22 protein-coding genes are annotated in these 17,891 nt (G+C 34.5%); all 22 read right to left on the bottom strand.

Translation table 11 applies throughout. The features are described 5' to 3' along the window. Positions 1-52 precede the first annotated feature (52 nt). Positions 53-997: a bifunctional riboflavin kinase/FAD synthetase gene (locus tag TTHT_RS01120; protein WP_201328201.1), complete on the bottom strand. Its 945-nt coding sequence runs from the start codon at positions 995-997 to the stop codon at positions 53-55. After that, positions 994-1,467 carry a phosphatidylglycerophosphatase A family protein gene (locus TTHT_RS01115; RefSeq protein ID WP_201328200.1) on the bottom strand — a complete coding sequence of 158 codons (474 nt, stop codon included), beginning with the start codon at positions 1,465-1,467 and terminating at the stop codon, positions 994-996. Before TTHT_RS01115 ends, TTHT_RS01120 begins: the two co-directional genes overlap by 4 nt. Then, entirely contained in the window at positions 1,454-1,747 is a 294-nt protein-coding gene (locus tag TTHT_RS01110) for an ArsR/SmtB family transcription factor (RefSeq protein ID WP_201328199.1), read from the bottom strand. Before TTHT_RS01110 ends, TTHT_RS01115 begins: the two co-directional genes overlap by 14 nt. Beyond that, positions 1,728-2,315 carry a type II secretion system protein gene (locus TTHT_RS01105; RefSeq protein WP_201328198.1) on the bottom strand — a complete coding sequence of 196 codons (588 nt, stop codon included), beginning with the start codon at positions 2,313-2,315 and terminating at the stop codon, positions 1,728-1,730. Before TTHT_RS01105 ends, TTHT_RS01110 begins: the two co-directional genes overlap by 20 nt. Further along, on the bottom strand, positions 2,302-2,697 hold the full coding sequence (locus TTHT_RS01100) for a prepilin-type N-terminal cleavage/methylation domain-containing protein (protein WP_201328197.1): 396 nt from the start codon (positions 2,695-2,697) through the stop codon (positions 2,302-2,304). Before TTHT_RS01100 ends, TTHT_RS01105 begins: the two co-directional genes overlap by 14 nt. Continuing rightward, a complete protein-coding gene (locus TTHT_RS01095; RefSeq protein ID WP_201328196.1) occupies positions 2,687-3,424 on the bottom strand; it encodes a metallophosphoesterase family protein in 738 nt (245 codons plus the stop codon). The genes TTHT_RS01100 and TTHT_RS01095 overlap by 11 nt, the downstream gene beginning before the upstream one ends. Then, complete coding sequence (gene accC / locus TTHT_RS01090) at positions 3,402-4,763, bottom strand: acetyl-CoA carboxylase biotin carboxylase subunit (protein ID WP_201328195.1); 1,362 nt, start codon at positions 4,761-4,763, stop codon at positions 3,402-3,404. Before accC ends, TTHT_RS01095 begins: the two co-directional genes overlap by 23 nt. A gap of 12 nt (positions 4,764-4,775) precedes the next feature. Then, positions 4,776-5,225 carry an acetyl-CoA carboxylase biotin carboxyl carrier protein gene (accB, locus tag TTHT_RS01085; protein ID WP_201328194.1) on the bottom strand — a complete coding sequence of 150 codons (450 nt, stop codon included), beginning with the start codon at positions 5,223-5,225 and terminating at the stop codon, positions 4,776-4,778. Further along, positions 5,225-5,785 carry an elongation factor P gene (gene efp / locus TTHT_RS01080; protein WP_201328193.1) on the bottom strand — a complete coding sequence of 187 codons (561 nt, stop codon included), beginning with the start codon at positions 5,783-5,785 and terminating at the stop codon, positions 5,225-5,227. Before efp ends, accB begins: the two co-directional genes overlap by 1 nt. A gap of 12 nt (positions 5,786-5,797) precedes the next feature. Continuing rightward, positions 5,798-6,895, bottom strand: a complete 1,098-nt coding sequence (locus TTHT_RS01075) for an aminopeptidase P family protein (RefSeq protein WP_269089392.1) — start codon at positions 6,893-6,895, stop codon at positions 5,798-5,800. Next, the gene (locus TTHT_RS01070) at positions 6,892-7,224 is read right to left on the bottom strand and encodes a hypothetical protein (RefSeq protein ID WP_201328191.1); all 333 of its coding nucleotides are present in this window, start codon (positions 7,222-7,224) and stop codon (positions 6,892-6,894) included. Before TTHT_RS01070 ends, TTHT_RS01075 begins: the two co-directional genes overlap by 4 nt. Continuing rightward, positions 7,206-8,174 (bottom strand): tetratricopeptide repeat protein, encoded by a 969-nt coding sequence (locus TTHT_RS01065; RefSeq protein WP_201328190.1) that lies wholly within the window; start codon positions 8,172-8,174, stop codon positions 7,206-7,208. Before TTHT_RS01065 ends, TTHT_RS01070 begins: the two co-directional genes overlap by 19 nt. Before the next feature lie 9 nt (positions 8,175-8,183). Further along, on the bottom strand, positions 8,184-9,524 hold the full coding sequence (locus tag TTHT_RS01060) for a hypothetical protein (RefSeq protein WP_201328189.1): 1,341 nt from the start codon (positions 9,522-9,524) through the stop codon (positions 8,184-8,186). 21 nt (positions 9,525-9,545) lie between these two features. After that, positions 9,546-11,546, bottom strand: coding sequence for a type IV pilus secretin PilQ (locus TTHT_RS01055; RefSeq protein WP_201328188.1), 2,001 nt, complete (start codon positions 11,544-11,546; stop codon positions 9,546-9,548). Positions 11,547-11,555: 9 nt separating this feature from the next. Beyond that, entirely contained in the window at positions 11,556-12,053 is a 498-nt protein-coding gene (locus TTHT_RS01050; RefSeq protein ID WP_201328187.1) for a hypothetical protein, read from the bottom strand. Further along, positions 12,050-12,646, bottom strand: a complete 597-nt coding sequence (locus TTHT_RS01045) for a type IV pilus inner membrane component PilO (protein ID WP_201328186.1) — start codon at positions 12,644-12,646, stop codon at positions 12,050-12,052. Before TTHT_RS01045 ends, TTHT_RS01050 begins: the two co-directional genes overlap by 4 nt. 3 nt (positions 12,647-12,649) lie before the next feature. Next, the gene (locus TTHT_RS01040) at positions 12,650-13,258 is read right to left on the bottom strand and encodes a PilN domain-containing protein (protein ID WP_201328185.1); all 609 of its coding nucleotides are present in this window, start codon (positions 13,256-13,258) and stop codon (positions 12,650-12,652) included. Next, positions 13,259-14,311, bottom strand: coding sequence for a type IV pilus assembly protein PilM (gene pilM, locus TTHT_RS01035; RefSeq protein ID WP_201328184.1), 1,053 nt, complete (start codon positions 14,309-14,311; stop codon positions 13,259-13,261). It abuts the gene before it with no gap. 84 nt (positions 14,312-14,395) lie between these two features. Then, on the bottom strand, positions 14,396-15,160 hold the full coding sequence (locus tag TTHT_RS01030; protein ID WP_201328183.1) for a Stp1/IreP family PP2C-type Ser/Thr phosphatase: 765 nt from the start codon (positions 15,158-15,160) through the stop codon (positions 14,396-14,398). 1 nt (position 15,161) lies between these two features. Next, positions 15,162-15,824, bottom strand: a complete 663-nt coding sequence (locus TTHT_RS01025; protein WP_201328182.1) for a J domain-containing protein — start codon at positions 15,822-15,824, stop codon at positions 15,162-15,164. A gap of 61 nt (positions 15,825-15,885) precedes the next feature. Continuing rightward, entirely contained in the window at positions 15,886-16,953 is a 1,068-nt protein-coding gene (locus TTHT_RS01020) for a hypothetical protein (RefSeq protein ID WP_201328181.1), read from the bottom strand. 3 nt (positions 16,954-16,956) lie between these two features. After that, positions 16,957-17,823, bottom strand: a complete 867-nt coding sequence (locus TTHT_RS01015) for a helix-turn-helix domain-containing protein (RefSeq protein WP_201328180.1) — start codon at positions 17,821-17,823, stop codon at positions 16,957-16,959. Positions 17,824-17,891: the final 68 nt, after the last annotated feature.

The following is a 17,891-nucleotide window of genomic DNA, read 5'->3' as shown; positions in this document are numbered from 1 at the left end:
GTAATAGTTTAAAAAAGTTAAATCAAGCATTTTATATAAAAAAAAGTTTCTTCTAAATTAATTTTTCTAAAAATCCATTTCTTTTTAGAATGTTTTTACACTGTTCACAATTCGCTTTTATCTCTTTTACAAGTTCATCAACCCCTGAAAATTTCTTTTCAGGCCTTATGAAATCCACAAACTTTACCTCTATTAGTTCCCCATAAATTTCTCTGTCAAAATCAAATATATATGTTTCAACAATAATCTTTTCACTTCCAAAGGTTGGTTTATAGCCAATATTTGTAATGCTGGGATAATTTATACTGTTTAGTTTTGTGTATGAAGCATAAACCCCTAATCTGGGAACAAGTTCATTTTCAGTAATAATATTAGCAGTTGGGAAACCTATTTTTCTCCCCCTTTGTTCCCCATGGATTACAATCCCTTCAAGATAATAATGCCTTCCTAAAAACTTATTTGCTTTCTTAACCATACCCTCTTCAAGCAGTTTTCTGATTAAGGAACTTGAAACAATCTCTCCATCAACTTTAACAGGAGGTACCGCTATTACATCAAACCCTTTTTTTTCACCCTGTTTTTTTAAAAAAGAGAGGTCTCCGCTTCTATCTCTACCAAATGCGAAGTTAAATCCCACAAAAACCTTTTTTGCCCCCAAAGAATCTATTAAAACCTCGTCAACAAATTCCTCTGGGGATTTTTTAGCAAAAGAAGGGGTAAAGTTAATAACATAAAAATAGTCAACCCCCATTTTTCTGAGCAAATCCCTCTTCTGTTTTCTCGTTTTAATTAATTTAGGAGCATTTGCAGGGTATAGTACCTTTCCCGGATGTGGATCAAAACTTACAACCACAAGAGGTAATTGCATTTTCTCAGCACTTTCTTTAGCAAGGTTAATAATCTTCTGATGCCCTAAATGTACCCCGTCAAAATTCCCAATGGTAACCACAGATGCATTTAAAGAAAAATCTGATTCTCTATGAAAAAAAGTTTTCATTTTATCTTTCCCGCTATAAAAACTATTATTAATACCGAAACACCGGCCATTATTCCTGCCACTATGTCATCAAGCATTATACCACTTCCACCTTTTATTTTTTCCATTTTATTAACAGGGAAAAATTTTGTTATATCGTAAAACCTGAAAAAAACAAAAGATAGAATAAAATTTAAAAAATAGTTCTCATAAAAAAAACCAACTATCAGCATTGAAACCAAAATTCCTGAAGCCTCATCGATCACCACAATGGAAGGGTCTTCTTTATTTTCGTAATTTTCTATAATTCCTGATGTTAAAAAACCAGCAATGGTAATAATGAAAAAAACAGCTACCAAAGTTAAATAATTTGCCTCTAAAAGAATAAAATAACCTAATAAACCTGCAACTAAAGAAGCAAAAGTCCCGGGGGCAAAAGGAAAATAGCCGCAATAAAAGAAAGTAGCAATAATATAGTTAATGTTTTTCACAGAGTAATTCTCCGATTAATTCCAACAATTTTTTAAGTCTTTCTGTAGCAACAGTATAATATACCTCATTCCCTTTTTTCTCCTGTTTAACCATCCCGTTATACCTCATTATTGCAAGGTGCTGTGATACATTTGACTGGGTTGCCCCTGTTAGCTTTTCAATTGAAGAAACATTTAAAGATTGGTCTTTAATTAAAAAAAGTATCATTAAGCGCAGAGGATGGGACAACACCTTTAAACATTCGGAAGCAGTCGTTAAATTATTTTCGTTGAATTTCATCAGACTCTCTCCTTAATTCTATTTTCTTGTTTCTGGTTATTACCGGGGCTATAAACTTCCAATCTGAATACACATCCCCTTTCATAAAGTCTTTATAAGGCCTGTCTTTAGACTTTGAAAATACACCTACAATTTGCCCGGTTATAATAGGCTGGCTTGATTTATTGTATATTTGTCCCACTGGAACAGGATTAGGGTTTGAAGTTTGCTTACCGTTTCCTTCTTCTGCAGTATTTGTTTTTTTAAAAACTTTCCCGCTGGCCAGGTCTGACAAATAAATAAGTCCCCATTTACCATCCTTTGAAAAAGGCTCTCTGTAAAGCCTTCTTATACACCTTGGATTACTTTCAATTAATTCTTTTAACTCAAAGGGATACCTTTTATGGGTTAAATAAAACCTTCTTATAGCCTGAGCGTATTGCTCTCCTCTAAATAAAAGTTCATTTTCTTTTTCCCTTTTTACAACATATGTCCATTTTTCCGCAATTAAAGCCATTGAAATAGAGAGGATTACAATCATTACTATTGTAGCAGTTAATATATACCCCTTATTGTTACCACTCATCATAGTTTGTCCCATCCAGAGCTTTACCTGAGTATCCACTTTTTACATCAATTATACCAGGCTCATAATCTTCACCTACATCTTCAGGGTTTTCATATTCAACCTGCCATGTGTCTGAAGATTTTGTGAATGGGTCTTTGGGGATTTCTCTCATATATCCATCGTCAACCAGTGTTTCAAGACTATCTGGATAGTGCCCCTTGTCTGCATAGTACTGCTCAATAGCCTGCCTCATTTGAAACAGGTTCTCCTTTAATACCGCTTCTTTTGCTTTAATAATGGCTTTTTTGTTAATTTTAACAGCCACTGATGCCAGCAAAAGAATAATGGTCATTACGACCATTAATTCAATTACAGTAAATCCCTTTTTCCCTTTAAACTCCATACCCCAGCCTTATAGCAAGATGAATAGGAAGCCTTTCTTTAACAATCCTATCAAAAGCTTTGTTAATATTGTAATTTATTCTATACGCATAAATTTTGTCAAGTTTACTGTCATAAATAATAGCAGATGCTCTGGGGTCTCTATCTCTTGGCTGGCCAACAGAACCAGGATTTATAATATACCTTTTTTTCCTATCAAGTTTTATTACCATTCTATCCCTTAAAAAGAATCCATTTACATCTTCTCCATCAAACTCATATACAATTGGTAAGTGAGTATGCCCAATAAATGTAATAAAGTGATTTGTCTGCATAAAAATCTGATAGGCATCAAAGTCAGAAAAAATATAGAAGTCTTCGTTTATTGGTGAACCATGGGCTATTAGAATATCATTGTTAACTTCCAAGGGTCCTTGGGGCATTTTTTTTAGAAAATTTAGGTTATTCCTGGTAAGCTTTTTCATAGTCCACAAAGCTGCTGCCTTTGCCTTATCATTAAAATGATTGCCTTTTTCTATGCCTGAACATACCTTATCGTGATTCCCTCTAACATAAAGCACATTTTTCAATGAGCGGAATTTTTCAACAACCTGATTGGGGGCAGCAGCATAGCCTACAAGGTCACCTAAAAACAGAATTTTATTGTATTTTTTCCTCTTAAAGAAAGATAAAACCGAATTGAAAGCATCAATATTTGAGTGAATATCACTCAGTACCAGATATCTCATTTCTCCTGAAAAACTCTTCCATAAAGTGTGTATTAATTTCCCCTTTAATAAAAAACTCGTCTTCAAGAATCTTTAAATGTAATGGGATATTTGTTTTTATCCCCTCAATAAGAAACATTTCCAACGCCCTTTTCATTCTGGCAATTGCTTCTTCCCTGTTTCTCCCATGGGCAATCACTTTGGCAATCATTGAATCATAATATGGAGGAACTGTATAGCCTGCGTAGGCTGCAGTATCAATTCTTATTCCTGGTCCTCCTGGGGTATGAAAAGCTTCAATCTTACCTGGAGATGGCATAAAAGTTTTTGGGTCTTCAGCATTTACCCTGCACTCAATTGCATGCCCAGTAATCCTAATATCTTTTTGTTTTAATTTTAATTTTTCCCCTGCTGCAAGCTCAATCTGAAGTTTAACAAGGTCAATGTCTGTAATTCCTTCTGTTACAGTATGTTCTACCTGAATTCTGGTATTCATTTCCATAAAATAAAAGTTATTGTCCTTGTCTAATAAAAATTCCACCGTTCCCACATTGGAGTATCCAATAGCAGATGCAACTTTTTTTGCAGCCTGTCCCATGGCTTTTCTTAAATCATCAGTCAAAACCGATGACGGTGCCTCTTCAATAATTTTCTGATGATTCCTTTGAATTGAGCATTCTCTTTCACCAAGGTAAATAACATGGCCAAATTTATCCGCCACAATCTGAATCTCAATATGCCTGGGATTAACAATATATTTTTCAAGGTATATCTCTGGATTGCCGAAAGCTGCCATTGCTTCATTTTTTGCTGTTTCAAATTGCGACTGTAGTTCATCCTCGCTCCAGACAACTCTCATTCCCTTTCCGCCTCCACCTGCCGAGGCTTTAAGGATTACAGGGTACCCAATTTTAGCTGCCAATGACTTTAATTCACCAATATCGGACAATCCACCTTCGCTACCAGGAACAACAGGAACATTTTTCTTCATTACAGTTTGCCTTGCAACAGCCTTGTCTCCCATAAGCCTTATGTGATCAGGTTCCGGCCCTATAAAAGTAATGCCACAACTTTTACACACTTCAGCAAATTGAGCATTTTCAGCAAGAAAACCATATCCAGGGTGTATAGCATCAGCCCCTGTAATTTCTGCCGCTGCAATGATAGAAGGTATATGCAAATAACTTTTATAACTTTGCGGAGGACCTATGCATATGCACTCATCAGCAAATTTAACATGAAGAGAGTCTTTGTCTGCTTCAGAGTATACTGCAACAGTTTTTATTCCCAATTCCCTGCAAGCATTAATTACTCGAAGAGCAATCTCTCCTCTGTTCGCAATAAGAATCTTTTTAAACATACCTTTCCCTTATTACTCAGGCTTTAACGCAAAAAGCTTCTGGCCGTATTCCACAGCCTCAGCATTTTTCGGGAAGATTTTGACAATTACCCCATCATACTCACTTTCAATTTCATTCATAATTTTCATAGCTTCAACGATGCAAAGAACATCTCCCTTTTTCACCCTGCTTCCAACCTCTACATAAGGGTCTGAATCTGGACTGGGTGCTCTGTAAAATGTTCCAATAATTGGAGATGTAATGTATATCAGGTTTTCGTCTCCCTCTTCTTTTTCTTCAACAGTTTCCACCTTTGCAGGGGTAACAGAAGGAACATGGACTGGTTCTCCTGCTTGCACAACCTTTACTTCAGAGACCTCTTTTTTTAATTTTATACTAAAATCTCCATTTGTAAGTTCAAGCTTTGTCAAACCATTTTTAGCAAATGCTTCCATCAATTGTTTTATTTCTTTTATATCCATTATTTCACCCTCTCAACATACTGACCGGTTCTGGTGTCAATCTTTAATTTATCCCCAACATTAATAAACAGAGGGACATTTATTTTAGCTCCTGTTTCAAGAACAGCCGGCTTCGTTCCACCAGTTGCTGTGTCTCCCTTAAATCCAGGCTCTGTTTCCACAACCTCTAATTCTACAAAAGTAGGTAACTCAACAGAGATAGGTTCATTTTTATAGTATAGAACGTCTACTTCCATATTTTCCTTCAAAAATTTTGCTTTATCCTCTATCTTTTCAAAGGGAATAGTAAATTGTTCGTATGTTTCCAGATCCATAAAAACCAATTCATCGCCCTGAGAGTAAAGAAACTGCATATGTCTATCAACAAGGTCAGGTTTGCCCACCTTTTCACCTGAACGAAAGGTTTTGTTTAAAACCGCCCCGGTTTGAAGATTTTTTAACTTTGTTCTAACAAAAGCACCACCCTTCCCAGGTTTTACATGTAAAAACTCTATTATTTCAAAAGGGGTGCCATCAATTTCAATTTTTAGACCATTTCTAAAGTCACTTGTATCGTACATATTTCACCTCCATTATTCCTGCTTAATGAGTATAAGTTCTTTTGGAAAATCAGTCAATACATTCAACCTATCATTTTCAACTACAACCATATCTTCTATTCTAATGCCAAACCTATTTTCAAAATAAACTCCAGGCTCAACAGTAAAAACCATTCCATTCTCAATAACAATATCACTAAAGGGGGAAACCATAGGGGATTCATGAATCTCAAGCCCTACTCCATGTCCAAGGCTGTGTTGAAAAAATTCTCCCAGGCTAACAGAATCAAGACACTCTCTACCAATAGCATCAACTTGAAAAGCCTTCATCCCGGTACGAGCTTTATCTATAACAGTTTTCTGACAATTTAAAAGTTTAGAGTAAATGTGTATAAAAGAACTATCGGGATTACCAAAAAACAAGGTTCTTGTAAAATCTGTACAATAGCCTTTATATATACCGCCAAAATCAACAAGCACAGCCTGATTTTCATCTAATGGAGTATTACCTGATTCTCCATGGGGCATACTTGAATTTTTCCCAAACAACACAATAGGGGGAAAAGACACATTTTCAAAACCCTCTTTTTTAAGCAGATCTTCAAGGATTAAAGCAAAAGATTTCTCCGTTATCCCCTTTGTCAAAAAAGAAAGGGCTTTCTCAAAAACTTTTGAGGTTTTTAAAGCCCCCTCCTTTATAATTTCAATTTCTTCTTTCTCTTTTACACCTCTTATTTCGTTACTAATATTTTTTTGAAAAGAAAAAGATGTCTCAGGTAATCGTGAGGTTAATTCATTGTAAATCTCACAAGTTGTTTTGGCCTCATCTAATACAATTTCTTTAATTTTAAGAGAAAAAATAAATCCAGCAGTATCATCAAAATAGCTTGATTTAACCTTAAATAATTCACCGTAACAACCATCTTTATCAACTTTTTCAAAGTATCTGAAATCAGTAATAAGAAATTCTTTGTCGCCAGTAATCAATAAAAAGGCTTTACTACCTTTAAAGCCTGAAAAATAAAAAATATCCTTTAAATCAGTAAATAAAACTGCCTTTTGTTTCTTCAAACACAAAAAATCTCTTAATTTTTGAATTCTATTTTTAAAATCAAATTGGAAATTTTTCATAAAAGAGTCTTTATTACCCTATTATAAACTTTTATAAAATCCAGATTGGCTTTTAACAATCTGCTATCATCTGCAAGCAGCACAACATAAAAATCCTGGTGTTTTTTTACAAAAAAATTGAGACCATCAGCCTTAATAATATAATGGTCAGGGAAAAACAAAGGCAAAGGTTGCAAAGAATTAACAAAATCCAACAATTCTACAGCTAACATTTCAGGCTCATGGATATAATCATAGATTGCCTCAGAAGAGTATATCAACAAGCCTTGACTATCAAAAACCAGAATAGATTTTACATTTAAATCTGATATTAATTGCTTGAATGCCATTTCACTCTCTCTAACCAATTTTCAAGAATCTTTATTTTTTTAATAACAAATTCGTTTTTATCTCCGCCCTTTAATTTGGTTTTAATTCTTTCAATATCTTTTAGAAGCTCTATATCTTGAGTTTCATCAAAAAGATTCTCTAATATCTCAAGAGCCTCTTCAAACATACCCTGTCTTTCATATATCAAAGCCAGTGTCCTTGTCTTTATTTCAGGCTCTTCTTTTTTGTCAGGTAATGTGACTGTTGAAATCTGATCCGGAAGAACTCCTGTTACAACTTCTTCTTTTTTAATTTCATCTACCTGCTCTCCGCTTGAATACTCATCTCCGATTTCTTCCTCAATATCCTGAGATTCAATCAGGAAATCATCTTCTTTTTCTTCAGAATCCTTTACCAATTCATCTTCGTCCCTATCAGTTTCTATTCTTTCGTCTTCAGAAATCTCTTTTGTTTTCTCAACAGGGTAGTCTTCTTCTTTTAATTCCTGATCTACATTTTCAATAACTTCATCTGGCTGTTCATCTTTATCATTAGTTAATTCAGTTCTTTCAATTTCAAAGGTTTCATCATTGTCAACCTGACTTAACTTTTCTTGTTCATTAATCTTCTTCTTAATTTCATCTAAATAAGGGTGATTTGCAGGAAGAAGAAAGCCTAAAAAATCAACATGACTTTTTGCTTCTTCTACATTACCCACTCTTAAATTAGCCTCAATAGCAATCTTTCTTGCTTTAATATTATCAGGACTTGAAAATAATACTTCATTTGCAAGAGCGAGAGCCTCTTCCGCATTATTAAGGTTAAGCAGGCACTCTGCCTTCAAAACCTTGGCTACAATAAAATTTGGATACAATTCGAGGCACCTGGTGATGTCACCAAGTGCCCCTTTATAATCATTGTTTTTTATCTTTTTCTCAACCTGTTTTACTAAATCAATCTTTTCGAGCATTTAACTCCCTTAATTGTTTTGCGCAAGAGTAACTTCAAATGTAGCATTGATCACTTTGTTCCCTGAGTATACAGAGAGTACAAAGGTAGTGTCATTATTAATAGGAGGAGTTGTAATAGAGTTCATTCCAGTAACTTCCATTATCTTGTCTGTATCGTTAGCAGCATTCCATGGGAAAATTTCAGCTTTATCGTAAGTACCCTCAATAGTCCAGTATAAAGTAATTACATCACCAGCCTCTACTTCTTTCCTTGAGCCAGTAAACATTGTAATACTTGCTTCAGTCACATTGTTTACTGTTAATGTTTGAGTTGCACTTGCCATTCCTCCAGAATTATTCTTTGCAAGCAATACATAATCTGTCGTATATGTTGGGCTTACAGTTATTTCACCTGAAGGTAATGTTAAAGTCTGGGCTCCTGGGTAAAGAGTTAAAGAATCGGCATTTGAGACATCATAACTGATAACCGCCTGCTGACCTGCGCTTATAGTTGTTGGAGAAACCATAAAAAGGTTTATAACAGGGTCAATAACACCGCCAGAAGTTGCAGCAGAATCTATAGAAACCTCTGAAGAAGCAGTTCCAAACGGGCTTGAAACAATTAATGTGTAAGTTACGGGAGGAGTGACATTATGAAGAGTATAAGAACCGTAAGGGTAGTAATCAACCGGGTTAAGATGGATATCTCCAGGTTGAATAACTATTTCAGCAACACTACCGGATAACAACCAGAATAATGTTACATCATCGCCGTCTGAAATTATAGTTTTGTCTGCACTTAACAAATCAATTGAAGGAGTAAGGCTGGCGGTATCGTTTCCAAAGTTGGCAATTGTAATGCCAATTGTCCCCTTAGCCTGAACATACTGGCCTGAACCGTTTTTACCATAAAGGGTAATTTCAGCATTCATTTCGTAAGGGGAGTAAGTCCCAGCAAGAGCACCATGGGTTTTTTCATCTAACCTTACCAATTCAAGACTAAATGTTTTTGTAGAGTTTACCTGAACTGTCTCTGTTACTGCTCTTTCAAAGTCGCTAAACACTGTTCCGCCATCGTTTCTATAAAAATGAACGCTGTACTTGTAAATTGTAATGTCGTTAAAGTGTGAAGGAGTAGCGGATGCATTTTTTAAGTAATTGCTAACAGTAACTGAAACATAATCAGCAGTAAGACCATCATCACTATTAATCATATCAGCTTCCACATTGTTGGTATTTCCCTCTGACAGTACACTTTCAATTTTAAAAGTGCTGGGCACCTGAGGATCGCCCTCTGCACCACCACTACAAGCAACCATTCCTGCAACAACTATAAAAAGGCTAAAAATTGTTAAAAGTCTTTTCATCATATCTTTCTCCCTCATATATATTTATTTAACTATTTTTGGGGTTATAAAAATCAATAATTCATTATTTTCAGAACTTTCAAGCTTGTGCCTAAATAACCAGCTTATCAACGGAATGTTTCTTAAACCTGGAACATAGTCGTTAGAATTCTGATCATTTACCTGGAAAATTCCACCTATTACCGTAGTGCCGCCATCCTTTACAAGCACCTGGGTATTTGCATTTCTTGTAATAATTGTCGGGTTACCCTGAACAGTATGTGTCCAGTCAGGCTCCTCTTTTTTAACATTCAAATCCATAATTATAGTTCCTTCAGCCGTAATCTGAGGTGTCACCTCTAATTTCAACGAAGCATTAATGTACTTCACAGTTACCGTATTGTTCTGAACTGTCTGAATAGGGATTCTCGCACCACTTTCAATAACCGCTGTTTTATTATTCTGAGCAACGACATGAGGTCTTGATAAAATCCTTCCCATTCCTTCATTTTCCATTGCAGACAAAACCATATCAAGGGAGAATGAACCTAAGACATTCCCTAACATCAATCCTATTGAAGATGTAGTATTCACAGCAGGCAAATTAACCGCATAACCACTTCCAATTGGCCCCAATGTCCCGTCTGCCGGGTTTACAGTTCCACCTACCCTAATAGTATTTGGAAATGACATACCTGTCTGGGTACCCAGAGATGAATCGTATATTCCAGTGAATCCCCATTGAATACCTATTTCTTTTGCAAAAACCTTTTTGGTTTCTACAATTCTTGCCTCAATAAGTACCTGAGTATTCGCCCTATCAAGAAGGTCAATCATTTCTAAAATAGGCGGGATCTTTTTGGGAATATCTGTAATAATTACGGTATTTGTCCTTTCATCAACAATTATCTGCCCTCTTTTTGAAAGGAATGATTTCAAAATAGGTTCAACTTCTTTTGCTTTTGCATATGAAAGGGATTTTGCTATTGTCTGAGTATCTACTGCAAGTTCCTTTTCCTCTTTAAGTTTTCTTCTCTCTTCAGCCTCTTTTCTAAACTTATCAAGTGTTGCAACCCTTAAAACACCGTTTTGTAATTCACTTCCCAAACCTTTGTCTTTTAATATAATGTCTAATGCCTGATCCCAGGGAATATCTTTAAATCTATATGTAGCAGTCCCTTCAACAGAGGAATCAACAATAAGGTTTAAGCCTGCAAAATCTGCTATGTATCTGAGCAAATCTCTTATATCAATATCTTTAATATCAATTAAACCAATCTTTTCTCCCACATACTTTTTTTGGCCACCTGCAATAGTCTTTGTTAAAAAAGCATACTGCAGTTCCTCATTCCCGGTTACTTGTTCTGGGGTAGTTTCCTGTGCAGCTTGAACCTGTTCGCCTACATAGAGAAGTAAGCTGTTGTTTGAAAACTTAACCCTGGTTGAAAGGTGTTCAACATCTTTCTGAACTTTTACAATTACATCATCATCAAGCTGCGATACTTTAACGCCTTTTATATCATTGATATTAGTTGCTAAAGATGCATTATGCAAAACTAAAGTCACAATATTGTTGTCTTTTTCAATTGTATAATAAGGTTTTTTATTGCATGCAAACTTTACAAGAGTTAAGTTGTCAAGGACATCTTCAACATCAATTGATTTTATAGTCGTTTTATCCTTTACAGGATAGAATATAAAAGACAGGGTTCTTGGATTGTTCAATACTTTGGCCTTCACATTATCCTTTAGCAAAAAGGTCAATCTAATAACATCATCAATAGGTTCAGCATTGAATGACATTACCTCTTCTGTATTTATAACAGGAACCTCTGTTTTTATATTTCCAATCCCCTCTATTTCAACCACAAACAATCTCCCGTTATTTGTCACAATATTATAGTGGAGGGGGTTATTGCTGTCATGAATAACAGTAACTTTTGTCCCACTTTTGTTTTCTACAAAGTTTATCCCCTTAATAGAAAACCCAAACACCACCTGGCTTAACGATATTAAGCAAAGTAACAGAAAAACACGTTTAAACATTTACCCCTCCTATTTATCCAAATATTTTTTTATGTCTTTGTAAGGTTTAATTAAACTTGGGTCATTAACGTACTGCCTGAAAATAACATACCCAAAAACTTTTCCAGCCTCAGCAGGAGACGAAATTTCATCCGGAGATTTTTTGCCCATTCCAATTTCTAATACCTCTCCATCGTATAACTTATCCCCCGGTTTTATCCAGTAAACTTTATTATCACTACCTAAAACAAGAGCCTCGTACCCTCTTTTCTTTGACTTTATAATTCCCTGTAAAACAATCTCATCAATTGACATCCCTGCTATTCCAGGAATCTTTTTCTTTTTCCCGGTTTTTAGCATTTCAAGGTCAAAAGGGGAAATAAAAGGATCCCTTTTTGATTTAGGTTGATAAGTAAACGGCATAACAACCTCAGGAACCTGAGATTTATTCTCTTTTTTATCCTTGACCTGCGCAACCCCAGAGAAGACAAAAGAAAGCACTATTAATATTACTGTTACCTTTTTCATCTTCTTCTCCTTCTATTTGTTGAATTGTCGGCCTCCATATTGTCTGCATTCTCGTTGTAAATATATGTGGAAGCTGTACAATCAACAAAAACTGAATATTTAGAAGTAATCTTTTTTGGTTTTTCCATTTTAAACTCTGTTATATTGATAATTTTTTCAAAGTTTGCAAGTTTTGCAAAGAAAAAGCCAACATCATGATACCTTGCTTTCATTTTGATCTTGTAAGGAAGCTCAAAGGTTATGCCCATGGGCTTTTTCTGTCCTGCCTTAATTTCAACTATTTCTACTCCACTTTCCTGAGCCATTTTATTTAATTTACTGTAAAGCTGGCCTGCTTCCTCTTTGCTAGGAAGAATTTGTTTCAATATTTTTAATTGATTTTGCAAATCCTTCTTTTTTGCTCTAAATTGTTCAATATGTTTTGTTAGCTTTTTTGCTTCTTTTATTTCTTTATCAAGTTTTTCTATTTGCTTATTGTAAGAAGCTGTGGACGAATACCAGCCTTTTATAAAAACCAAATACCCTATAAGGTAAAAAATAGCAAGCAAACCTATTAGCAACCCGGCCTGTGCCTTAGGAGATAGATTTTCCATAACTCACTCCTTATCCATCTTATCTTTTAATGTTATTTTAAATTCAAAATAAACAATACCCGGGATTTTTGATTTTTCAACTTTTTTCAAAATAGGATATTGCAATGATTTAACAATAGGGGATTCTGACAAAAATTGGTAGTAATTGTTCGCTGATTCTGAGTTTTTTGCCTGCCCTTTCAAATCAAGAAGATTTCCCTTTTTAGAAATGCTTTCAAACCACACACTATCCGGACATCTATTAAACAACTCTTCAAGAATCTTAACTGGGATTGACTGCCTGGATTTAAGATTATTAATTAAATCAGTCTTCTTTTTCAATAAATCCAGTTCCTTTTGGAGAGCATCTTGCTCTTTTATTAAACTTTCATACTTTTTCTTTTCTGCCCTTTTCTGAGCAAGCAGCCTTTTGGCTTTACTTACCCCGTTATACGCCATAAACATCCAGATACCAAGAATAACAAGACCAATAATAAAAACAACCGCTGCGCCCATTTGGATTAACTGATCGCTCTTATCTCCACCACCGCCTGTTTCTTTCGGGGCAAACACCTTTGTATCAAAATCTTTTGCTAAATTTTCCTTCCCTGAAAGAAGATTTATTTGTATCATTTACATCTCCTTTCTCAGTGATAATCCCACTGCTATTGAAACCATTGTAGATACATCATTTATAAACTCAGGGTCAAATACACTTTCATCAACCTTTATGTTTTCAAAGGGGTTAAATATTTCAACCCTAACTCCTGATTTATCCTCTAACATCTTATCAAGGCCGTGGGTTTTTGCAGCTCCACCGGATAACACAATTTTATCAATTGTTGAAAACTGGGAAGTTGCTTTAAAAAACTCAAAGGTTTTCAAAAATTCTCCTATCAACTCCTCTGATGTTTGATTAATAATAGGTATTACGCTGTCAAATGCAATGCCCTCAACATTATTGCCTTTTTTTAGATTCTCTGCACTATCAAAATCAATTCCAAGCTCTTTCTGAATATTTTGAGTGTAGAGAGAACCTCCAACAGAAAGGTCTCTCCAGAATAATGATTTGTTACCTAAAAGAATATTTATATTGGTGGAGGATGCCCCTATATTAACAAGAGCGGTAATTAAATCCTGATCTATTAAATGGTTAAACTCATAGGCGTTTTGGAGAGCAAATGCGGCAACATCAACTACAAGTGGCTCAAGTCCCGCCTGAACAACAACTGAGGTATAATCGCTTATGACATCCTTCTTTGCCGCAACCAACACCACATCCATCTGGTCATCTTCACTGGAATCTACAACCTCATAGTCAATATTCACCTCGTCAATTTCAAAAGGAATATATTGCTCTGCCTCAAATTTAATCTGGTCGTTTAATTCCTCCATGCTCATTTTTGGCAAGGTAATTTTTTTTATAATTACCCCATTACCAGAAACGGCAATAGCTACTTTCTCATTTTTAACATTTAATCTCTCAAAAAGCGCTCTTACCGCCTCAGATACGGCAAATGAATCCATTATCCCGCCATCAACTATACTTTGAGGCGGAACTGGTTCAACTCCAACATTCACAAGTTGAAAATTTTTCCCCTTACCTAAATCTTTTAATTCCACAAGTTTTACAAAAGAAGAACCAATGTCAAGCCCGATTAATTGTTTTTTTCTCTTAAATAACACAGCCCACCTTCCTAATATTTTTTTTATATCAATTTAGAATTTACAATAAAAGAAAAACGCCTTTTTGTCAAGGAAAATTTACACTTATTCATAAGCCCTCACAATAACAACGGTTATATTGTCATCCCCTCCAGCCTGATTTGCTCCCTCAATTAACTTTTTTCCCAACTGCTCAATATCTCCATTGAATTTCTCAAAAATACCCTGCATCTCTTCATAACTTAACATAGAATTAACTCCATCGCTACAAAAAAGGAAAATATCATCACTTGCTACTTTTACCTCATCTATATCCACAAATAATTTTTCGCCACTACCTAAGGCCTGCGTAACCACATTTTTAAAAGGGTGTTCCCTTGCCTGTTCTTCACTTATAATTCCTTTTTTTAATTGTTCATTGACCCAGGAGTGGTCTTCTGTGATTAAGTTTAACTTCCCATTTCTAAAATAATAGGCTCTACTGTCCCCTATATGGGCAATAGTAACTTTTTCTCCTTTAAACAATCCGGCAACAACAGTAGTCCCCATTCCCTTTAATTTATTATTTTCTTCAACCTTTTGAAGGATTTTATCATTAGCTAAATTTATTCCTGCAATTAAAAGATTAGCCTCAAAAGAAAATTCATTGTTGTAATCAAAAGGCCAGGTAACCTCTCCGTCTTTATCCATAGTTCTTATAAATTCACTTATCACTTCTACCGCAATCCCTGAAGCTATCTCACCGGCGGCATGCCCACCCATTCCATCAGCAACCACTGCTAATCCGTGGGATTCATCGTATAAAAAAGCATCCTCATTGTGAGATCTTTTCTGCCCTACATCAGTTATCCCAAAAAAACTGTAATTCATCCTAACCTCTCTTAAAAAGATTCCCGAACAGCTTTTCTAAAAAATTCTTTTCTTTTATTATACCAAAACTTCTCAAAACTTCTATTGCTCTTTTATTTTTCGGGTCAAGCTTTAAAGCACGTTTATAATGATGAATAGCTTTTGATTTAACTCCCTTTTGCAAATAAAAATCTGCGAGAGCAATTCTAAATTTAACATTTAAAGGGTCAAGGCTTATCGCATTTTCCAGATTTTCAACAACCTTTTTACTTCTCCTTGGCAAATGCATTTGGGCCAAAGCAAGGTGGTAATATGCATCTGCAGTCGCCATCCCCCTGCCAATAGCCCCCTGGAAAAAAGTTTCTGCATTTTCATATTCACCTTTTTTGTATAATACCAGGCCTTTCTTAAACAATTCGTCACTGTTCACTGAAGAGTATACAGTTTTTTTCTCTCCCTTCAAAAAGGAGTCCTGTAATTGCCTGTCATATTCTCTTCTTTTTTCAGGATCTTTTAATACATTGAAGGCACGTGTTACTTCTTTAAATTGTTTCTCTGCTTCTCTCTTTTCTTCCTCAGTATTAAATCTATCAGGATGTAAATCTCTTACCTTTTTTTTAAAGGCAGCAGTTATTTCATCTATGGAAGCATTACGTGAAACTCCTAAAATTTCATAGTAATTCATTGTTCACCTCAACCTTAATATAAATTATAAACAATAAATTACACAATGCAATAAAATAATTTCACTTTTTTCTTGATTTTAAAAGCCTTGATGCCGCCTGTCTGACAAATTCTGATATACCTCTATCCCTGACAAGTGATTTTAAATCCTTTTCACCTATTCTATTAAGCAAGGTAAGGGCTATGTCCGGGGGTGTTTTAGGATTTTTCACAAGTGCAAGAATAATTTTGTACTTTTTTAAAAACTGCCTATTTGAACCTATATACCTTAAAACATCTTTATGGACATTTCTCATTCCGGCAATAGCTGCAACTTCCTGCTCAGTAATCTTTGGGCTCTGAATTACAGCCATTGCCACAACCTTATTTGAATCCCTTATTAATAATGTCCTCTCCTCTTTGGTTCCCTTTAAAGCTCTATCAATTTTTTGAGCAACTGTCATTCTTAAAAGTTTTTGATAAAGGGTAAGGTTTTCTTCTTCTACATCTTCTTCTCTAACCTCAAGTTCAGATTTTTCATCAAGTTTTACCCCCTCTTTTTCAGCCTGTTCAATTAACTTTTCTTTTAAGGCAACTATGCCTTCATCTTCCTTTTCTTCAACCTTCTCTTTTTCTTCTTTTTTGACTTCAGGTTTTTTCTCGCCTAAAATTCCAAATTCTTCATATTCTTTTAATTTTTCTTTTAGAAATCCATCTAAATATTTGTTTTTAAATAAAATAGGAACTATATTTTTATGCTTTTGCAAAAGAGACACATTATTTACAAGATATGTTAATACCTCAGAATAACTACAATTTGCAGCAAGGGAAAACAGAGAGGGTGGACAATGAGGATTATTTAAAATCTTGATTAGCAACTCAGGATTAGGCTCAACCTTTAAGTAAAATTGAAAATAAAAAACAAGATCATTAATATCTTCGGTTGTTTCAAGAAAGGGAATAATTAAGTCTAACGACATCCTATTTATAGTAGAAACAACATTTTCCTTTAGAGTTTTGTCGCCCTGTTCATAAACATAGGGCAATATCTCTACATAATCCTCAGGTGTTAAGGGGAAACTCATTGTTGAAATGGCGTTTAAAATTTCCTGGGGCAATTCTCTATTTTTAATTCTACTTTTTAAATCCATCTGTTATTCCACCAAAATGTTTCTGACAACCTTTTCATCACCTAACTCAACTATTCTACCATTGAAATACAGTTTTAAACAACTTGCGTTGCCAACAGTTAAAGTTGAATTTTTAGGAACATCAATAGAGTAAACTTCGTTTTCTTTTAAAATAAAATCCCTTACAACTTTCCCTTTAAAAGATATATTAACCCAGCACATACAAGAAGCAACAAATTTTATGTTTACTTTGTTTTTAATAGCTTCAGTTTTAACATTTTTTGTTTCTCTAATATCAGTTTTGGATGATTTTTCCTCAACAGGTTTATTAGCTATTGGCTCTTTTATATTTGCCTCACTTTTTGGATTTTCGTTTTTTTTCTTTTCAACAGGTGTTTCAACTTTTAACTCTTTACTATGTGATTCATTACTTGAATTAACACTCTCTTTAAAACCCTTTTTGAGGGTTTCTGAAACAGAATTATTTTCAGTTTTGGTTACAATTTTAGTTTGTTGAATATTTTTAAGTTTTGGTTTTTTACCCCTAAAAAAAACAAAAAATACAATTAAAGCAAAAATAACCAATAAAATGAATACAATAAGTTTATTACTCTTTTTTTCTTCTTTTGTATTTACCTTAACCTTGTTTTTAGAAATGGCATTTACAACTTTTTGAATAATTTCATCAGTTTCGTTATCAGTTAATCCAATTACTGAGCAGTACTGTTTCAGAAAACTTCTTATATAAAATTCAGCCCCTATTTTTTCAAATTCGCCTGCTTCTATTAAATTGATTACTGTTTTTGTCAGGGTTGTTTTAGCTATTATATCTTCCTTTAACAGCCCTTTTTTTTCTCTGAAATTTTTAAGAAAGTTTGCTATTTGTTTCATTCTTAAATTTTAGCAAAAAAAACAAAAAAAGGGCGAGAAATCTCGCCCTTTAAATTAAATCAAATTTT

Source organism: Thermotomaculum hydrothermale, assembly GCF_016592575.1.
In the GTDB taxonomy this organism is placed as follows: Bacteria; Acidobacteriota; Holophagae; order Thermotomaculales; family Thermotomaculaceae; genus Thermotomaculum; species Thermotomaculum hydrothermale.
Note: the sequence above shows the minus strand (reverse complement) of the source record. Positions and strands in the feature narration are given on the sequence as shown.

What these genes read in the sequence shown, in the direction of transcription:
- TTHT_RS01120 (WP_201328201.1), bottom strand. Translation starts at nt 997, where the DNA reads ATGAAAACTTTTTTTCATAGAGAATCAGATTTTTCTTTAAATGCATCT.
- TTHT_RS01110 (WP_201328199.1), bottom strand. Translation starts at nt 1,747, where the DNA reads ATGAAATTCAACGAAAATAATTTAACGACTGCTTCCGAATGTTTAAAG.
- TTHT_RS01105 (WP_201328198.1), bottom strand. Translation starts at nt 2,315, where the DNA reads ATGATGAGTGGTAACAATAAGGGGTATATATTAACTGCTACAATAGTA.
- TTHT_RS01100 (WP_201328197.1), bottom strand. Translation starts at nt 2,697, where the DNA reads ATGGAGTTTAAAGGGAAAAAGGGATTTACTGTAATTGAATTAATGGTC.
- TTHT_RS01095 (WP_201328196.1), bottom strand. Translation starts at nt 3,424, where the DNA reads ATGAGATATCTGGTACTGAGTGATATTCACTCAAATATTGATGCTTTC.
- accC (WP_201328195.1), bottom strand. Translation starts at nt 4,763, where the DNA reads ATGTTTAAAAAGATTCTTATTGCGAACAGAGGAGAGATTGCTCTTCGA.
- accB (WP_201328194.1), bottom strand. Translation starts at nt 5,225, where the DNA reads ATGGATATAAAAGAAATAAAACAATTGATGGAAGCATTTGCTAAAAAT.
- efp (WP_201328193.1), bottom strand. Translation starts at nt 5,785, where the DNA reads ATGTACGATACAAGTGACTTTAGAAATGGTCTAAAAATTGAAATTGAT.
- TTHT_RS01075 (WP_269089392.1), bottom strand. Translation starts at nt 6,895, where the DNA reads ATGAAAAATTTCCAATTTGATTTTAAAAATAGAATTCAAAAATTAAGA.
- TTHT_RS01070 (WP_201328191.1), bottom strand. Translation starts at nt 7,224, where the DNA reads ATGGCATTCAAGCAATTAATATCAGATTTAAATGTAAAATCTATTCTG.
- TTHT_RS01065 (WP_201328190.1), bottom strand. Translation starts at nt 8,174, where the DNA reads ATGCTCGAAAAGATTGATTTAGTAAAACAGGTTGAGAAAAAGATAAAA.
- TTHT_RS01060 (WP_201328189.1), bottom strand. Translation starts at nt 9,524, where the DNA reads ATGATGAAAAGACTTTTAACAATTTTTAGCCTTTTTATAGTTGTTGCA.
- TTHT_RS01055 (WP_201328188.1), bottom strand. Translation starts at nt 11,546, where the DNA reads ATGTTTAAACGTGTTTTTCTGTTACTTTGCTTAATATCGTTAAGCCAG.
- TTHT_RS01050 (WP_201328187.1), bottom strand. Translation starts at nt 12,053, where the DNA reads ATGAAAAAGGTAACAGTAATATTAATAGTGCTTTCTTTTGTCTTCTCT.
- TTHT_RS01045 (WP_201328186.1), bottom strand. Translation starts at nt 12,646, where the DNA reads ATGGAAAATCTATCTCCTAAGGCACAGGCCGGGTTGCTAATAGGTTTG.
- TTHT_RS01040 (WP_201328185.1), bottom strand. Translation starts at nt 13,258, where the DNA reads ATGATACAAATAAATCTTCTTTCAGGGAAGGAAAATTTAGCAAAAGAT.
- TTHT_RS01030 (WP_201328183.1), bottom strand. Translation starts at nt 15,160, where the DNA reads ATGAATTACAGTTTTTTTGGGATAACTGATGTAGGGCAGAAAAGATCT.
- TTHT_RS01025 (WP_201328182.1), bottom strand. Translation starts at nt 15,824, where the DNA reads ATGAATTACTATGAAATTTTAGGAGTTTCACGTAATGCTTCCATAGAT.
- TTHT_RS01020 (WP_201328181.1), bottom strand. Translation starts at nt 16,953, where the DNA reads ATGGATTTAAAAAGTAGAATTAAAAATAGAGAATTGCCCCAGGAAATT.
- TTHT_RS01015 (WP_201328180.1), bottom strand. Translation starts at nt 17,823, where the DNA reads ATGAAACAAATAGCAAACTTTCTTAAAAATTTCAGAGAAAAAAAAGGG.